The organism is Variovorax paradoxus EPS (assembly GCF_000184745.1).
Taxonomy (GTDB): Bacteria; Pseudomonadota; Gammaproteobacteria; order Burkholderiales; family Burkholderiaceae_C; genus Variovorax; species Variovorax paradoxus_C.
Window position 1 is genome coordinate 2,974,693 of record NC_014931.1, and the last position, 14,303, is coordinate 2,988,995.

At 65.4% G+C, this 14,303-nt stretch carries 13 protein-coding genes; 3 read left to right on the forward strand and 10 right to left on the reverse strand.

Annotated elements, in window-relative coordinates; translation table 11 throughout:
• Positions 1–170: 170 nt before the first annotated feature.
• The 3 genes from VARPA_RS13885 (at position 171) to VARPA_RS31985 (ending at position 4,130) form a co-directional block, all read left to right on the forward strand.
• On the forward strand, positions 171–1,382 hold the full coding sequence (locus VARPA_RS13885) for a hypothetical protein (protein ID WP_013541200.1): 1,212 nt from the start codon (positions 171–173) through the stop codon (positions 1,380–1,382).
• 414 nt (positions 1,383–1,796) lie between these two features.
• A complete protein-coding gene (locus VARPA_RS13890) occupies positions 1,797–3,821 on the forward strand; it encodes an alginate lyase family protein (RefSeq protein WP_234975010.1) in 2,025 nt (674 codons plus the stop codon).
• A 24-nt stretch (positions 3,822–3,845) separates the two neighbouring features.
• A complete protein-coding gene (locus tag VARPA_RS31985) occupies positions 3,846–4,130 on the forward strand; it encodes a hypothetical protein (protein WP_234975080.1) in 285 nt (94 codons plus the stop codon).
• 157 nt (positions 4,131–4,287) lie between these two features.
• On the opposite strand, the gene VARPA_RS13895 is transcribed toward VARPA_RS31985, so the two are convergent.
• The 10 genes from VARPA_RS13895 to VARPA_RS31085 all read right to left on the reverse strand — a co-directional run bounded on the left by VARPA_RS13895 (position 4,288) and on the right by VARPA_RS31085 (position 13,987).
• Positions 4,288–4,809 (reverse strand): spore coat U domain-containing protein, encoded by a 522-nt coding sequence (locus tag VARPA_RS13895; protein ID WP_013541201.1) that lies wholly within the window; start codon positions 4,807–4,809, stop codon positions 4,288–4,290.
• Complete coding sequence (locus tag VARPA_RS13900; RefSeq protein WP_013541202.1) at positions 4,776–7,118, reverse strand: fimbria/pilus outer membrane usher protein; 2,343 nt, start codon at positions 7,116–7,118, stop codon at positions 4,776–4,778. Before VARPA_RS13900 ends, VARPA_RS13895 begins: the two co-directional genes overlap by 34 nt.
• Positions 7,096–7,857: a molecular chaperone gene (locus VARPA_RS13905; protein ID WP_013541203.1), complete on the reverse strand. Its 762-nt coding sequence runs from the start codon at positions 7,855–7,857 to the stop codon at positions 7,096–7,098. The genes VARPA_RS13900 and VARPA_RS13905 overlap by 23 nt, the downstream gene beginning before the upstream one ends.
• A 23-nt stretch (positions 7,858–7,880) precedes the next feature.
• On the reverse strand, positions 7,881–8,414 hold the full coding sequence (locus VARPA_RS13910; protein ID WP_013541204.1) for a spore coat U domain-containing protein: 534 nt from the start codon (positions 8,412–8,414) through the stop codon (positions 7,881–7,883).
• Between the two features lie 372 nt (positions 8,415–8,786).
• Positions 8,787–10,460, reverse strand: coding sequence for a response regulator (locus VARPA_RS13915; RefSeq protein ID WP_234975011.1), 1,674 nt, complete (start codon positions 10,458–10,460; stop codon positions 8,787–8,789).
• A gap of 26 nt (positions 10,461–10,486) precedes the next feature.
• Complete coding sequence (locus tag VARPA_RS13920; protein ID WP_013541206.1) at positions 10,487–11,989, reverse strand: ATPase domain-containing protein; 1,503 nt, start codon at positions 11,987–11,989, stop codon at positions 10,487–10,489.
• A 190-nt stretch (positions 11,990–12,179) separates the two neighbouring features.
• Positions 12,180–12,698, reverse strand: coding sequence for a DUF1488 family protein (locus tag VARPA_RS13925; protein ID WP_041942898.1), 519 nt, complete (start codon positions 12,696–12,698; stop codon positions 12,180–12,182).
• Positions 12,699–12,999: 301 nt separating this feature from the next.
• A complete protein-coding gene (locus tag VARPA_RS31075; protein ID WP_144298982.1) occupies positions 13,000–13,227 on the reverse strand; it encodes a hypothetical protein in 228 nt (75 codons plus the stop codon).
• Between the two features lie 266 nt (positions 13,228–13,493).
• Positions 13,494–13,721, reverse strand: coding sequence for a hypothetical protein (locus tag VARPA_RS31080; protein WP_144298983.1), 228 nt, complete (start codon positions 13,719–13,721; stop codon positions 13,494–13,496).
• Positions 13,718–13,987, reverse strand: coding sequence for a hypothetical protein (locus VARPA_RS31085; RefSeq protein WP_144298984.1), 270 nt, complete (start codon positions 13,985–13,987; stop codon positions 13,718–13,720). The genes VARPA_RS31080 and VARPA_RS31085 overlap by 4 nt, the downstream gene beginning before the upstream one ends.
• Positions 13,988–14,303 lie beyond the last annotated feature (316 nt).

Here is a 14,303-nt window from a genome sequence, read left to right on the forward strand (position 1 = left end):
TCATGGCGCGGCTGGCGAGTGGATCGGGGCCTGGCCTGCGGCACGCCGTTGGCCATGCGCGACGACACCAATCCCCGCATGAGAAGTGCGCAACGCGCGTGGCTGCTGGTCTTTTCAATCTTAGAAAAATACTCATGATGATGTTTCCCCGAGGATGCGTTTGTGCACTGATGCTTTCGGTGCTCCTGTCTGGCTGCGGCGGTGGAGACGGGGGCAACCAGGGCAGTGGGCTGGCCGGCCTGTTCGGTCTGGGCAATGGCAGTCAAGGCAGCAATGGCACCGGCCAAGGCGGCGGTGGCACAGGTGGCACGAGCGGCGGCACAGATGGAGGCGCTTCGCCCGCCGCAGCGACCATCGCACTGGTGACCAAGCTGGGCAAGCCCGCGCGGGTGCTGTTCGGGCTCGGCTTGGGCGAGATGGATCAGATGAAAAGCCAGAACATCCACCCGGACATCATCGACACCTACCTCGTGGGCACCGGTGAAAAAACCTGGCCCAGCTGGAACAGTCCCGACGGCGCGTTCATCACTTACACCGCGCAAACCAACCAGGCCTACGGCGCGATTTCCATGTTCACGCTCTACCAGATGCAGGGCGATCTGAGCCGCATCAACGACGCGGCCTTCATGAGCAAATACTGGGGCCAGACGCGGCTGATGTACCAGCTCATTGCGGACCTGCGCGGGCCCGTCCTGATCAACCTGGAGCCGGACTTCTGGGGATTCCTTGCGGCGAAGAGGCCCGATCACGATGCAACGCAAGTTCCAGCCCTCGTGAACGACCAACCCGAATGCGCCGGCTTGCCGAACACCGCCGCAGGCCTCGGCCAATGCCTTGTGCAGATGGGCAGGCAGATCGCGCCCAAGGCGCTGGTGGGGTTCCCGCCCTCGTTCTGGAGCGGCACCGCTGCCGAGATCGGTGCGCAGATGCGCGCGGTCGGGGCGGACAAGGCGGACTTCATCGTCGCGCAGACCAGCGACCGCGATGCGGGCTGCTGGGAAGTTACACCGCGGCCCGACGAATGCAAGGACCGAACCGGAACGTTCTATTGGGACGCAAGCAACAAGACCAGCCCGAACTTCCACGACTCCCAGAAGCAGATTTCGGACTACCGCGCGGTACTGGGCAACGGCCTCCCGATCCTGTGGTGGCAGACGCCGATGGGCGTGCCGTCCGATACGCCCGGCGGCACCGACCTGCACTACCGCGACAACCATGTCGACTACATGCTGCGCAACGCCCAGGAGTACGGCGACATCCACACCTTCGCCATCGTCTTCAGCCGAGGCGGCAGCGTTCAGACCTCGCTCGCCACCGATGGCGGCCAGTTCGCCCGCCTCTCCGGCCAGTACCTCGCGCGAGGCGGTGCGGCCTTGAAGTAGCGATCGGGCGCCGCAATCGCACGTGATCCGGCTGCGACGTCTTCTTGGATGAACGCCAGGATTCGCCCGCTTCGCGAGCCGAAGCCTTCAAGGCGGCTCGTGGCTCATCAATGAAATCGACGCCTCCAGGAAAGCTGTTGGCCTGTTCCTTATCCCGCGACTTTCCGCGCATTAATTCAAGGCTCTCTTATGTTTGACAGAACCATTTTTGCTGCTGCGTTGCTCGTGTTGAGCGCGGTCGTACTCCCGGGTTGCGGGGGCGGAGATTCGGGGAGTTTCCAGGCGGTCGCTCCGGTCCCCGCTGTCGCCGGGGGCACCCCTGAGGTCCCCGCTGTCGCGGGAGGCACGCCGGAGACTCCCGGCGCCACGGGAGTCACCCCCGAAGTCCCCGCCGCCCCGGGAAACGGCACCCCGGTGCCCCGTGTCATCAAGCACCCAGGCGTCGGGGTCAGCCTCTCGGATCTCGCGACGCTCAAGGCATACATCGACCAGGGAAGGGAGCCATGGAAGTCCGGCTACAACCAATTGGCGAACAGTCCCAACTCCAGGCTCAGCTACCGAGGGCGTGGTGGCCCGTTCGCGAAGGTGAGCCGCGCCCCCGACGAGAATCTCAATGCTTGGCGCTCCGATATGGTCGCGATCTCGAATCTCTCGCGGATGTGGTACTTCACCCGGAACGAGCAATACGCGGAGATTGCAAAGTGGCTGCTGCTGAGGTGGGCCACCACCCAGACCGAGTTCTCGGGTCGCGAGTCGATGCTCGACCTGGGCGACTACGCGCTCGACTTCGTCGGCGGCGCGGAAATCCTGCGCACCACCTGGCCGGGCTGGAAGGAAGCCGACACGGAGATCGTCAAGAAATACTTCAAGGACGTGCTGATGCCGGCTGCGAACCCCTATGGCGAAAGCATGTTCGGCGCCGCCAACAAGGGCGCACTGTCCCTCCTCGCTCTTGGGCTGATGGCGATCTACAACGACGACATCGAGACATTGGACAGGGTCGTCTATCAGGCCCGCACGCTGGCCCACATCGGGCTGCGGAATTCCAACGACATCGGCATGCTCGGCGACTACCTCCGCGACCAGGGGCACGCCTATGGGCAACTCAGATCACTGACCGTGCTCGCCGAGGCGCTCTGGAGCCAAGGCATCGACATCTATTCCGATTTCGACAACCGCTTGCTGGCCGCGGGTGAGTATTTCTCGAGGGTGAACGATCTCGTCCCAACGACAGCCCTTCCTTTCGGCACCACCGATCGCTACTACCTCACCGACGTCACCAACCGCGGCTGGGACGGCGCCAATCGCGGGAGCCTCGCGCTGACCCAGCTCTATAACGCCTACGTCCTGCGCAAAGGCCTTCAGGCACCCTTCATCGCGCAGAGGCGCCTCCGGACGTCGGTGGACGGCACCAGCTTCATGTTCCTCAAGGAGTCCGACACCTCCAAGGCAACGCCGCCGCCGGCATTGCCCATTCCTTCGAGCACCTCGATCACCTCGGGGTTCAGCAGTGCCGACATCGGGGGCGCCAGCCTGGCCGGCACGGCCACATACGCCGCCGGCAAATGGAACGTGGCTGGGTCAGGCTGGGGTATCTGGGGCGCACTCGACAGTTCCCACTTCGTCTACAAGGCCCTCACCGGCAACAGCGCCATCATCGCGAAAGTCGAGTCGCTCGAGAACACCCACCCGTCCGCAGTGGCGGGCGTGATGATGCGCACAAGCCTGGAACCAGGCGCTCCGCGCGCCTGGATGGCGATGAACTACAAGAGTGAAGTCTTGCAGAACATGACGAAACTGGCGGTGTATGGCGGCTCGAACTACGCGAACAAGGCTGCGAGCGCCGGGCCCACTCACTGGGTGAAGCTCGAGCGCATCGGGAACATCATCACCGGCTACGTTTCTCCCGATGGCACCAATTGGGCCGCCACCGATGTCGGCCGCATCGTCGCCCCCGTTCCCGACACGGTCTATGTCGGGTTGGTGGTCTCGTCGGTCACGAGCAAGTTGAACAACAGCGTCTTCAGCAATGTCCAGATCACCGGCGGCGACGGTGGTGCGCCGCGCGTCGTGCCGGCGGCGCCCGCCATGCTGCTGGCTTCGCCGGGCGATGGCGCCGTGCCGCTGCGCTGGCAGGCGTCCTTCGGGGCCACCGGCTACACGGTCCGCCGCTCCGAGTTCAGCGGCGGGCCTTACGAGGCCATCGCATCGGGCGTCACGGGCAGCAGCTACACGGACACGTCCGTGGTCAACGGCACCACCTACCACTACACAGTGACGGCGAGCAACTCCGCCGGAACGAGCGGCCGTTCTCCTGAGGACAGCGCCGCACCGGGTCGTCCGATGGTCAAGGCTGCCACCGGCGGCACTGCCACCGACAGCGCGAGCAACTCCGGCAACGCTGAAAGCGCCTTGGGCCAGGATTCGGCGACGCAATAGTTCCACTCCGGCACGACCGGCCGGCTGCAGTACGACCTCGGCCACGCGGAACGCGTCCAGCGCTATTCGGTCACCAGCACGCCCGACGTCAATCTCGTCGAGCGTGATCCGAAGGACTGGCAGCTCCAGGGCTCCAACGATGGTTCCAACTGGACCACGCTCGACACGCAAAGCAGCCAGACACGCTTCGAGCGGAAGACTTGCGCGGTCGCGAGTCCGGGGTCGTACTGGCTGAACATCACAGCCGACAACGGCGACAGCGCTTTCACGGCTGTTTCCGAAATGGGGCTGTTCGTTTCCAGGCCGTAGGGGCTCGATGTGCGATTGAAGCCGAGGCCAAGCCAGCGACGAGGAACGTCGTCGCCGAAGGTGCACGGTAGTCGTCAAGACTGCGGCATCACGGCCGAAACGACGATCGAGCTTGCCGAGCCCCCGAGCGGCAATTCAAAGCCAGGCGGTTCACGCGTCAATAGGTGACCGTCACCGTGATCGTGCTGCCGTAGCTTCCCGGCGCCACGTACTGGCCGGCCGGTATGCGGCCGTACACGGTGTAGTTGCGCGGAACGACCGTGCCGCCGATGCTGGCCAGGGCGCTGTAGCTGTCGCTGACGTTGCTGGCGCCCCAGACCGTACCGCGTGCATTGCTGGTGTAGAGGTTGTAGGCCAGCGGCGTGGTACTGGGGCCGTTCATCTGCCGGTTGGCGACAGTGCCCGCCGAACCCGTGCTCAGGCCGACGGTGTACGACAGCGTCACCAGGATGCCCAGGCCCGTGATGGTGCCGACGACACTCACAGCCGAGGCGCTGTCCTTGGGCGTCGAGACGGCCGGATCGTAGTTGCCGAAGGCCAGCGCTGTTGCGCTGACGGTAGCGCTGCAGCTGAACAGGCCCACCCCCGTGCAAGCGGCCAGCGACGCGCGCGGGGCAAGCAGCCCCGTCAACACCACGGCGGCCGTCAGCGCGGGGACGGCGGCGACACGGGTTCGCATCGGTAGGGTCCCATCGAGGGCAAGGCGCCCGCGGCGCGGGCGGGTTCGCCGAGCGTGAAACGGCAACGCCCGCTCTTCCACCGGGCTTCGAAGCTTTCGTTCGGCTGCGGGTCGTCGACCGACACGAGGCCGTGAAAGCCCGACAGCAGCGAGGTGCCGCGCGCCGGCCGCGTCACATCGATGCCCGGCGGCAGGGGGGTGCCATCGGGCAGCAGCACGGTGACGTTCGCCACGGTGTCGTGCGCGATGTCGAAGCTCGCCTGCGCCACGCCCTTGTAGCGCGGCACCACGCGAAGCGCATCGCTGCGCACCTGCGCCTCGATCGGCAGGTCGGCGTTGTCGATGCTGATGTGGTTCGGCTCGTAGGCGCGCAGACCCGAGACGACCGCGCGGCCTTCGCTGTCGGTGGTGGTCCAGGGCTGGTTCTCGCGGTAGACCCGCACGTTCGCGGCGCCGGGTACGGTCACCAGCGCGAAGGCATCGTCCGACTGGCGCGTGGCGAACGCCATCCCGCCCGCGAAGCCCACGGCGCCGCTGGCACGCACGCGTAGCGCGGTCTGGCCCTGGGAGCGCGCCGCCTCGGCCGTCAGCATGCCGTAGCGGCCGCGCCAGTCGACACCGGCCTCGCTGCGCGCGTTCTCGCCGTCAGCAGCCCGCAGCCGGTAGCCCCAGCCCGTGTCGCCCGGCGGCTGCTGCACCAGCTCGGCCACGGCCGAGTGCCGGCCCGTGGTCTCGCGCTGCAGCGAGAGCGACGCATGGCGGCGCTCGCCCAATGCGAAGGTGAGGCTCACGCCCACCGAGGTCGTGGGGCGCTGGCCGTCCTGGCGCGTGCGGGCCACGTAGGTACCCAGCCAGGCGTTGCCACCGATGCCGATCGACCAGCTGGCGGTGGTCACGCCCACGCGCTCGCCGGTGTTGTAGTGCAGCTGCGTGTGGCTCGCACCGAGCGTGCCGTAGCGGCCGAGCGATCGGCCGGCGAACACCTGCGTCTGCGCGTCGGTGTGCACCGGGCTGTCGTGCCAGGCGATCTGCGTGAAGCCGCGGCTGGCCACCTGCCTGCTCACCGAGAAATTCCATTCGTCGCTGGTGCGCGTGTAGGCCGCGCGCCAGAGCCGGCCGGACCCGCCGTCGCGACTGCGGCTTGCCGCGCCGTGCAGCGAGAACTCGCCCACCGTGCCCCAGACCCAGGTCACGCCGGCGCCCGCGGTCTGGCTGCGCGCGCTGGCCTCGCCGCGCGCCTCGACGGTCACGCTGTCGTCCACGCCATGGCGCCACGTACCGGCGACGAACGGCGGACCGTAGTCGAAGCTGCGTTCGCCGTAGCGCAGGCGTGTCCAGCCCGCTTCGAGCGAGTAGTCGGACAGCCCCGCGCGCAACAGGTTGGAGCTCACGTAGTAGGGCGTTGTCACCGTGCGCTGCACGCCCAGCGCATCGGTGACGGAAAAGCGCATGTCACCCGCACCCGTGAGCACGGGCACGTCGGTGATCGCAAACGGGCCGGCATCGACGCGGCGCTGGTACCGCAGCGTGTCGTTCACGTAGACCTCCACGGCCGAGGGCACGGCCGCGCCGCCACGCAGGGTCGGCATCGGGTAGCTGATGTAGCCGGGCTGCAAGCCGAAGCGGGTGCCGAACTGCACGCCGCCGAAACGGAAGGGCGTGGACCACGCCGCCGCCTGCGTGACCGAGTCGCCCACCGTGAGCCGCGTGAGCCGCGCGGGGTCGTCGCGGCGGAAGTAGCTGTCCAGCCGCGTCGCGCCGCGTCCATCGAATGCCGACTGCCCCGCAACGAAGCTCGTACCCACCAAGCCCCATTCGCCCGAAGCCGCGGCATCGAAGTAGCCCGAGGCGCGCGTGCCTTCGCGGTCGTGCTGCAAGGCCAGGTCGTAGTTCAGAAATGCGCCGAAGGCCGAGGGCGACAGCGGCGGACGGTCGGACGCATTCGCCTGCACAGTGCCGGATGCGAAGGCCTCGGCGGGCACGGAGAGCTCCAGGCTCTGGGTGCTTTCATCGAGCCGCAGCTGTGCGCCCGGCAACGTGCGCAGGTCGTAGTAGTCGGTGCCCTCGCGTTGCAGGGCCGGCGTCGCGGGCTTCACGAGGCGCCAGGCGTCGAGGTCGGACGCCGCAGCCAGCCACTGTGCGCCGCGGCGCAGCAACGGGCGCGGCGAGGGTTGGCTCTGCCCATTGATGCGCACCTCCAGGATCTCCGGCGCCGGTGCGTCGGACGTGGGCTGTGCACCGGTGACACCCGCGGCGCCCAGGCCCAGCCACCAGCACGCCCAGGCGCTAGCGCGGCTCGACAGGCGCACGGGGGACGCGCACGGTGGCGCTGGACTGCGCCTCGGGCGCATCGGTGGCCGCCTCGATCTGAAGGCGGGTGCCGGGCGGCAGCGGCGCCAGCTCCAGTGCGACGCCTGCCGACTGCCCGGCCAAAACGTAGAGCGACAGGTTCTTGCGCAACAGCTCCGCGCCGTCCTCGCGGCGCACCACGAGTTGCGTGAGCTGGATGTGCTCGCTGTCCTGGTTGTGGAGCACGAGCCGGAAATGTTCGCCGCGGTCGGCCAGCAGCGACCATTCCAGCACGCGCTGCGGCGGCTGGGCGGGCGGCACGAAAACGGGTACGCCGATGCGCAGCAGCGTCTGCAACTTCGCGCCCTCGGCACCATCCTGCGGCAGCGCCTGGTCGCGCGGCAACTGGCGCAGGAAGATGCGGTAGCTGCGCTCGCGCGCCTCGGCCGGCACCTGGAGCCCGAGCCGCACGATCTGCCGGCCGCCCGGGGGCAGGCGGAAGATCGCCGGGTTGACCAGCACGTCGCGCGTGGGTGCATAGACGTCGTTGCCTTCACGGTCCTGCGACCACTGCAGCACCTCGGCCTGCACCGCCACTTCGGTGGTGTCGGCATTGCCCATGGTGAGCGAGGCCACCGGGCGTTCGGGCGTGAGCGCAATGCGCAGCGGCGCCACGCTCAGGCTCGTCTCTGCGGCCGCGCCGGTCGGCACGAGCAGGCAGGACCACAGGGGCACCCCCAGCAGGAAGGCGAAGCGCATGCCGTTTCGTTGGCTGCGTTCGGTCAATAGGTGAGCGTGACGGTGATCGTGTCCGCGTAGTCGGTGGCAGGCGCGGCCGTGTACTGCCCGACCGGAATCCGGCCGTAGATGGTGCGTGCCTGCGGCAGTCCGCTGCCGGTGTAGCCGGTGCCGGAGGTGCTGTTGTCCCAGTTGGTCGCGTACGTGCTTTCCTTGAACAGGCCGTACGACAGCGAGTTGTTGCCCGCACCGGCCGTCGGGCTGGTCATGGCCCGCGTCGTGAGCGTCGCTCCCGTTCCGGTGCCGGCGTTCAGGCCGATCGAGTACGGCGTGCCGAAGGTGCAGGTCACGTTGAGGCTGGTGGTGCCGGCCAGCGGCGTCGTGGATGCGGGATCGTAGCTGCCGAAGGCCAGCGTGCCGGGCGTGGACATGAGGCAGGCCTTGAGCACGGTGGCAGTCACCTGGAAGGTGGTGGTGGCGGTAGCTGCCTGCGCGGCAGGCGCAGCGGTGAGCAGAACGCCGGCGGGACATGCCGCGAAGGCCAGGGCACGAAGGAAGGGGCGGGGCGAGCAACGCATTGGACAGAGTCTTTCTTGAGAGAGCTGGAACCGGCAGCGACAAGAAGAAAAGCGCCGCCACGGCATTCGGTGGGCGCCTCGTTTCTAACCACGCGCATGCACCGTTCTCGTAGGACACATGCCTATCGGCAATCTGTGCGACAGCTCTTACTTTTGGAGAACCGCAAAGGAATAATTTCGAACTAAGACTGCCGTCGGTGCGTTGCGCCCTTGCTACTTTCCAGGTGGCGGTGATCTGCACGTTGGGACTGTCTGCCTTGCCCGAACCGGCCGCCTACGCCGCAACGGCGTACTGGTACCGGCCAAGGCGTAGCCCACGGCGTGCGATCACCCAGTGCGGCAGGCCGAACCGGCGGCGATGCGACGCAGGCGCTAGGTCGGTGGTTTCCGGCGCTGGAGCTCCGCGGCGACGGCCGACCCAAGCGTGTCCAGGTCGAACGGCTTGGCCAGCACCGACTGCGGACCGATCAGCCGCTCGACCGCGTTCATGTCGGCGTAGCCCGTGGCCATCAGGATGGGAATGTCGGCATACAGCTTCTGCGCGTGCGCGATCAGCTCGGCGCCGTTCATGTGGGGCATGAGGTAGTCCACCAGCAGCAGATCCGGCTTCGCCTTTCTCAATTCGAGCAGGCCCGATGCGCCGTCGGCCGCCTGCCTGACGCGGAATCCAAGCACCTGCAGGCTCTCGACCATGCTGCGGCGCACGCCGGGATCGTCCTCGACGACCAGGATCTCGGCCTGCCGCGCATCGGCGATCGCCCGACCGGCGGCGGCCGTTTCCTGCGCGGCCTCGGTAGGGCCCGGAGAGAGCGGAAAACGCAGCCTGATCGAGGTTCCCGCGCCGACCGCGCTTTCCACGATCGCGCTTCCGCCCGACTGCCTCGCGAAGCCATAGACCTGGCTCAGCCCGAGCCCGGTGCCCGCATGCTGCTTGGTGGTGAAGAACGGATCGAAGACCTTGTCCAGCAGGTTCTCGGGGATGCCGGTCCCGGTGTCGCGCACCGTGACGTCGGCCGTGCCCAGCGGATAGCCGGGCTCGCCCGCGGCGCCTTCCACCACCGCCGGAGAGATCTGCGTGCAGATCTCCAGGGTCCCGCCCTGCGGCATGGCGTCGCGCGCATTGACCGACAGGTTCAGGATCGCCATTTCCATTTGCGCGGCGTCGACGATCACGAATGCGGGCTGCGTGCACAGCGCCAGGTTCAGCCGCACGTGGGAGCCGACCGAAATGGAGATCAGCTCCGCCATGTTCCTGATCAACGCATTCAGATCGTGCAGCCTGGGAACCAGGCTCTGGGTGCGCGCGAACGACAGCAGCTGCCCCGTCAGCCGAGAGCCGCGGTCCACGGCTTCCTTGGCCCGCCGTGCGTAGTCGCGAACGCGCTCCTCGTTCACCTTCAACCGCTCGATCAACTGCAGGTTCAGGTTGACGACGTGCAGCAGGTTGTTGAAGTCGTGGGCGATGCCGCCCGTCAGCCGGCCCAGCGCCTCCATCTTCTGGTTCTGCACCAGGGAGTTCTCGATGCGTTCGCGCTCCAGCATCTCGCGCATCAGCCGGTCGTTGGCACTCGCCAGATCGGCGGTGCGCTCGGCAATGCGCGACTCCAGCGCGCCGTTGATCTGCTCGACGCTGGCCTTGGACGCCTGCAACTCGGCCAGGTGCTTGCGCGTGAGGTACTGGCGCTGGCGCGCCCGCAATGCGGATTGCGCCGCGCTGACGAGCGTGTCGACATTGACCGGGCGCTCGAGCAGCACCAGGTTGCTGAGCTCCTGCAGCGCCGATCGCGCGCGGTCGGTCCGGCGCACGGTCTGGCGGGCCGCGAGCACGACGAACGGGTAGTCCGACCAGGGCGGCTGTTGCGCCAGCAGTTCGCGAAAGGCCGCGACTGTCGTTCCGTCGAGGGATTCCTCGGTCAGGATCGTTGCGGCCGATCCCTTTTCGATTTCGCGGATGAGCGCGCGCGTGTCCTGGCAGACGTGTACCTCGATTTGCCGCGCGGCGAGGGCGTCGCCGATCAGCCGCGCGTCGCGCCCGAACGGCGCCATGACGAGAACTCGATCTTCCACCTTGGTCAGGCCCGATCGGTATCGCCGAGAAGCGCGGTCCGGCCGCGATAGCGTGGAAGACCCGCCATCACGCCTTCGAAATCGGTGAGCGCCTCGCCGATCTCCAGGCCCGTCGGGCCCAGGCGGAACTGATGGATCGTCGTGGCATGCGCGCTCGCGCGGCTCTTGACCACGGAAACGGCCTTCAGCAACTGTCCGCGCGCCTCGAAAAACCGGAACTGGAGCATCGAGTCGCTCAGGTAGCTCAAGTCCACATCGTTCGGCGCCTCGCCGGTCAGGCCATGCTGCGACAGCACGAGGATGGTGGTGACGCCCTGCAGGTTGAGGTAGGTCAGCAGTTCGTGCATCTGCAGCATCAGGAAGTTGCTGCCGGGCATCGCGATCAGGTAGGCGTTCAGCGTATCGATCACCACGGTCGTCACGCCTTGGCGCTCGACCGCGTCCCGCACGCGATGCGAGAACTGGCCCGCCGAGATTTCGGCGGGGTCGATCGCGTGCACGGCCAGTTGTCCCGACGAGGCGTACTCGTCGATGCCCAGTGCGAGCGCGCGCGATCGCATCATCAGGGTCTTGACGCCCTCGTCGAACAGGAAGATGGCGGCCTTGCCGCCGCGCTCCACGCTGGCGCGCGCGCAGCAGACGGCCGTGGTCGTCTTGCCCACGCCGGCCGGCCCCGCGAACAGCAAGTTGGTGCCGGGGGTCAGGCCGCCGCCCAGCAAGCGGTCCAGGTCCGCATTGCCCGAGCTCAGGGGCTCGCTCGCAAAGCTCCGCCCATGCTCGCTGGCCACCAGCCGGGTGAAGACGTGCAATCCGCCGCGGTCCAGGCTGACGTCGTGCTCGCCCTCCCGAAACTTGACGCCGCGCAGCTTCACGACGCGCAGGCGGCGCTTGTCGGAGCCGTAGGTGCCCGTTTTCTGCTCGAGCTGGATCACCCCGTGCGCAATGCTGTGAAGGTGCATGCCGTCCGCGGTGCGCGCCCTGTCGTCCAGCAGCAGCACGGTGCATTGGTGGGCGAGGAAGAAGCGTTTGAGCGCCAGGATCTGGCGGCGGTAGCGCATGGGATCCTGCGAAAGCAGGCGCAGCTCGGACAGGCTGTCGAACACCACGCGCTCCGGCCGCAGGCGCTCGACCACCGCCATGACCCCGCGGATCGTCTCGCCCAGTTCGAACTCCGACGGATGAAAGATGCTCTGCTCGGCCTCGGTGCTCAAGCCTTCCTCGCTGACCAGGTCGAAGATCTCGATGCCTTGCAGGTCCCAGCCATGGGAGAGCGCACCTTCGGCTAGCTCCTGCGAACTCTCGGAAAGCGTGACGTACAGGCCTTTCTTGCCGAGCGCGCGGCCCTGAAGAAGAAATTGCAGTCCCAGTGTTGTCTTGCCGGCGCCTGGCGTGCCTTCGACCAGATAGAGATGGCCCGCGGGCAGGCCGCCTGCGGTCACCTCGTCGAGGCCTGGAACACCCGTGGGCTCCAGCTTGGGCGGTACAGCATGTTCGGTAGGAGTCGTCATAGAAAGCTGTCCGATGGAAAGGATGGTGCGGCTATGCAACGACTCTAATGGGCCACTCCGGGCGTCCTCGGCGATGCGCGGCGCGGCTCGCTGTAGGCTCAAGGCTTGCGCATGCGTACGAGGCTGCTGGCGCCGCTGAACAGGGGCGCGACTTCCGCGCTCGGCAGCAGGAATGCAAGCACGCGCTCGACTAGTCGTCGCGGCCTTCTTCCTCATCCGCGTCCGCACGCGGCCGCTCGTTGAGCGCCTGCCTCATGAACCTTGCGATGCGTTCGAGTTGGTCGGCCGAAAAGATGCCGGTGAGTTCGACGCGGCCAGTTTCGGCCTTCCAGCGCACGTAGTTGCCGATGACCGATTCGCCCGGCTGGACAGCAGCGGCAACCCGATCGAGCGCACGCTGCAGATCCTCGGGGGGGCCAGTGCTCGTCCTGGCATCGGAAGCACCGAGGCTTGCGGCAAAGTCCGACGCGCGAAGTTCGAGCGGACATTCAGCGGTGTAGCGCTCGCCGGGTTTCATCTTGGCGCGGGCCGTGCGATGAATCAGTTCCCTGTTGTTCACGTAGAGAAAGATCAGGGTGCGCTCCCCATCGAGCGCTCCGAAATGCTCTTCCAGCGCGCGCCGGCTGATCCTCACCGGGACGCTGTTGCTGCGATGCTGCACGCGGACATGCAGCCACTCTCCGTCGTCCTCGCCGTTCTCCGGTTGCATATTCATGCTTTGCGTTGGCCCGACGTTGCCGGCTGAGGTCGTGAGCAAGCATTGCACGGCGGTTGTGCCAGCCAGCAATGGTGAGATGTCTCACACAAGTGGCGATCTTTGGCGGGAGCCAAATTGGCTGGCTTTTAACAGCGAGCAGACCATAGTGAAAACGACTCCCCATGTGTGCAAACACAAGGCAGGTGCTGTTCACAAGGCGCCGATGCGTGATCGATTTCACATATCTGTCTCTGTGCCGAATCAAGTTGAGGGTCTTTCGGCGGCGGCAATTGCCGACTGGCGTTGAAGCCGTTCATGAATCACGTTGACGTCCGGCTGGCGGATTTATTTTCTTATATGGTTTTATTGCTTCAATTCCCTGATGAACGGATAACCCCGCCTGCCAGAGCTTGCGGACATATGCATCAGCTAGAACCTTCAATTCTTCCGCGAGCAGCCTGTCGCGTTCGAATTCCAGTCGGGTTCTTTCTTGAATTAGAAAAGCCAATTTATTTTCAATGGAAATTATCTTTTCGATCATTTGAAATTTGTCATTTCGCGCGAAGACATCTTTCTTCGAACCAATGTGAATTCACGCCATATCGGGCGTTCTGGATTTGGCAAATTGTTATTGCTTCTCTACTATTCGCTTCCGTCGCGGCCATCCATATTCCATGGTCGTGATGCTGATCATCTTCATGATGTTCGACGTCATCGCGCCAATAGACTCGAATCTCAGAGGTCTCGCAACGCTTGGGTGAGGTGGGAACTTGCGATATGAGCATCTGGATCTCGATCCGAACCGCCTCACGATTCCCAAAGGCTCATGAACATGCTTGCTTTGAGACTCGCCTTGAGAATTGCCGCCTCACGGCTGGCTTGAGGCTCGCAGACAAGCGAACTGGGCGCTTGGCCGAACCGTGAGATGCGAGCAATACCGACAAAATTTTGAGCTTCGTCGACATCGGCCGTTAGCTCCACTTCCCATTCATGAATGTTCCGTGGTGGTGCGGGCTTGCGTGCAGTGGTGGTCACTTTTTTTGTCGGAGGTTGCTGGGTCGTTGGGGAGCTGCGATTGCCGATTCGAGGTGTCGTAAAAAAGTAGTCACTCCGCGAATCCGCGCTGAGAGGGTCAGGGCGGTGTCGGGGATCAAACCAAAGCGCCGGCGCGCTAACTTCCTGGCTGCAAGCAAGTCAGCCAGGTCATGGGAGGCTTTTCGCAAGAGTTGCATCTCTTCTTCAATAGCTTCGTCCCGTTGCCGCATTGCGGCGGCAACAGTGAGTTGGTTCTTTTTCTTCACAATCCAGAACAGTCTTCTTCAGAAGTTGCGGAATTGTCTGTTCAGTTTGCAATTATTTCCTGCGCACGAATGACGCAGTTGCGAAACAGAACAGTGTTTCAGGAAAAATTTCACATCATCCAAAGTTTGGTCCGACAGCGCTGTTTTCTCCTGATAGTGACCAAACTCCCGAATGCTACGTAGCCAAAGAGTTACGTCGTTACGTAACACGCCGAGCTCGACATTAGGGTTAGTACGGTCTGTCGGCCCCAATATCGTGATTTCCTCGGCTCTTCGGCGCTTTATTCAAGGAGACAAAGCGTTGGCACGGCTATTG

What these genes read in the sequence shown, in the direction of transcription:
- VARPA_RS13910 (WP_013541204.1), bottom strand. Translation starts at nt 8,414, where the DNA reads ATGCGTTGCTCGCCCCGCCCCTTCCTTCGTGCCCTGGCCTTCGCGGCA.
- VARPA_RS13905 (WP_013541203.1), bottom strand. Translation starts at nt 7,857, where the DNA reads ATGCGCTTCGCCTTCCTGCTGGGGGTGCCCCTGTGGTCCTGCCTGCTC.
- VARPA_RS13915 (WP_234975011.1), bottom strand. Translation starts at nt 10,460, where the DNA reads ATGGCGCCGTTCGGGCGCGACGCGCGGCTGATCGGCGACGCCCTCGCC.
- VARPA_RS31075 (WP_144298982.1), bottom strand. Translation starts at nt 13,227, where the DNA reads ATGATCGAAAAGATAATTTCCATTGAAAATAAATTGGCTTTTCTAATT.
- VARPA_RS13895 (WP_013541201.1), bottom strand. Translation starts at nt 4,809, where the DNA reads ATGCGAACCCGTGTCGCCGCCGTCCCCGCGCTGACGGCCGCCGTGGTG.
- VARPA_RS13920 (WP_013541206.1), bottom strand. Translation starts at nt 11,989, where the DNA reads ATGACGACTCCTACCGAACATGCTGTACCGCCCAAGCTGGAGCCCACG.
- VARPA_RS13925 (WP_041942898.1), bottom strand. Translation starts at nt 12,698, where the DNA reads ATGCAACCGGAGAACGGCGAGGACGACGGAGAGTGGCTGCATGTCCGC.
- VARPA_RS13885 (WP_013541200.1), top strand. Translation starts at nt 171, where the DNA reads ATGCTTTCGGTGCTCCTGTCTGGCTGCGGCGGTGGAGACGGGGGCAAC.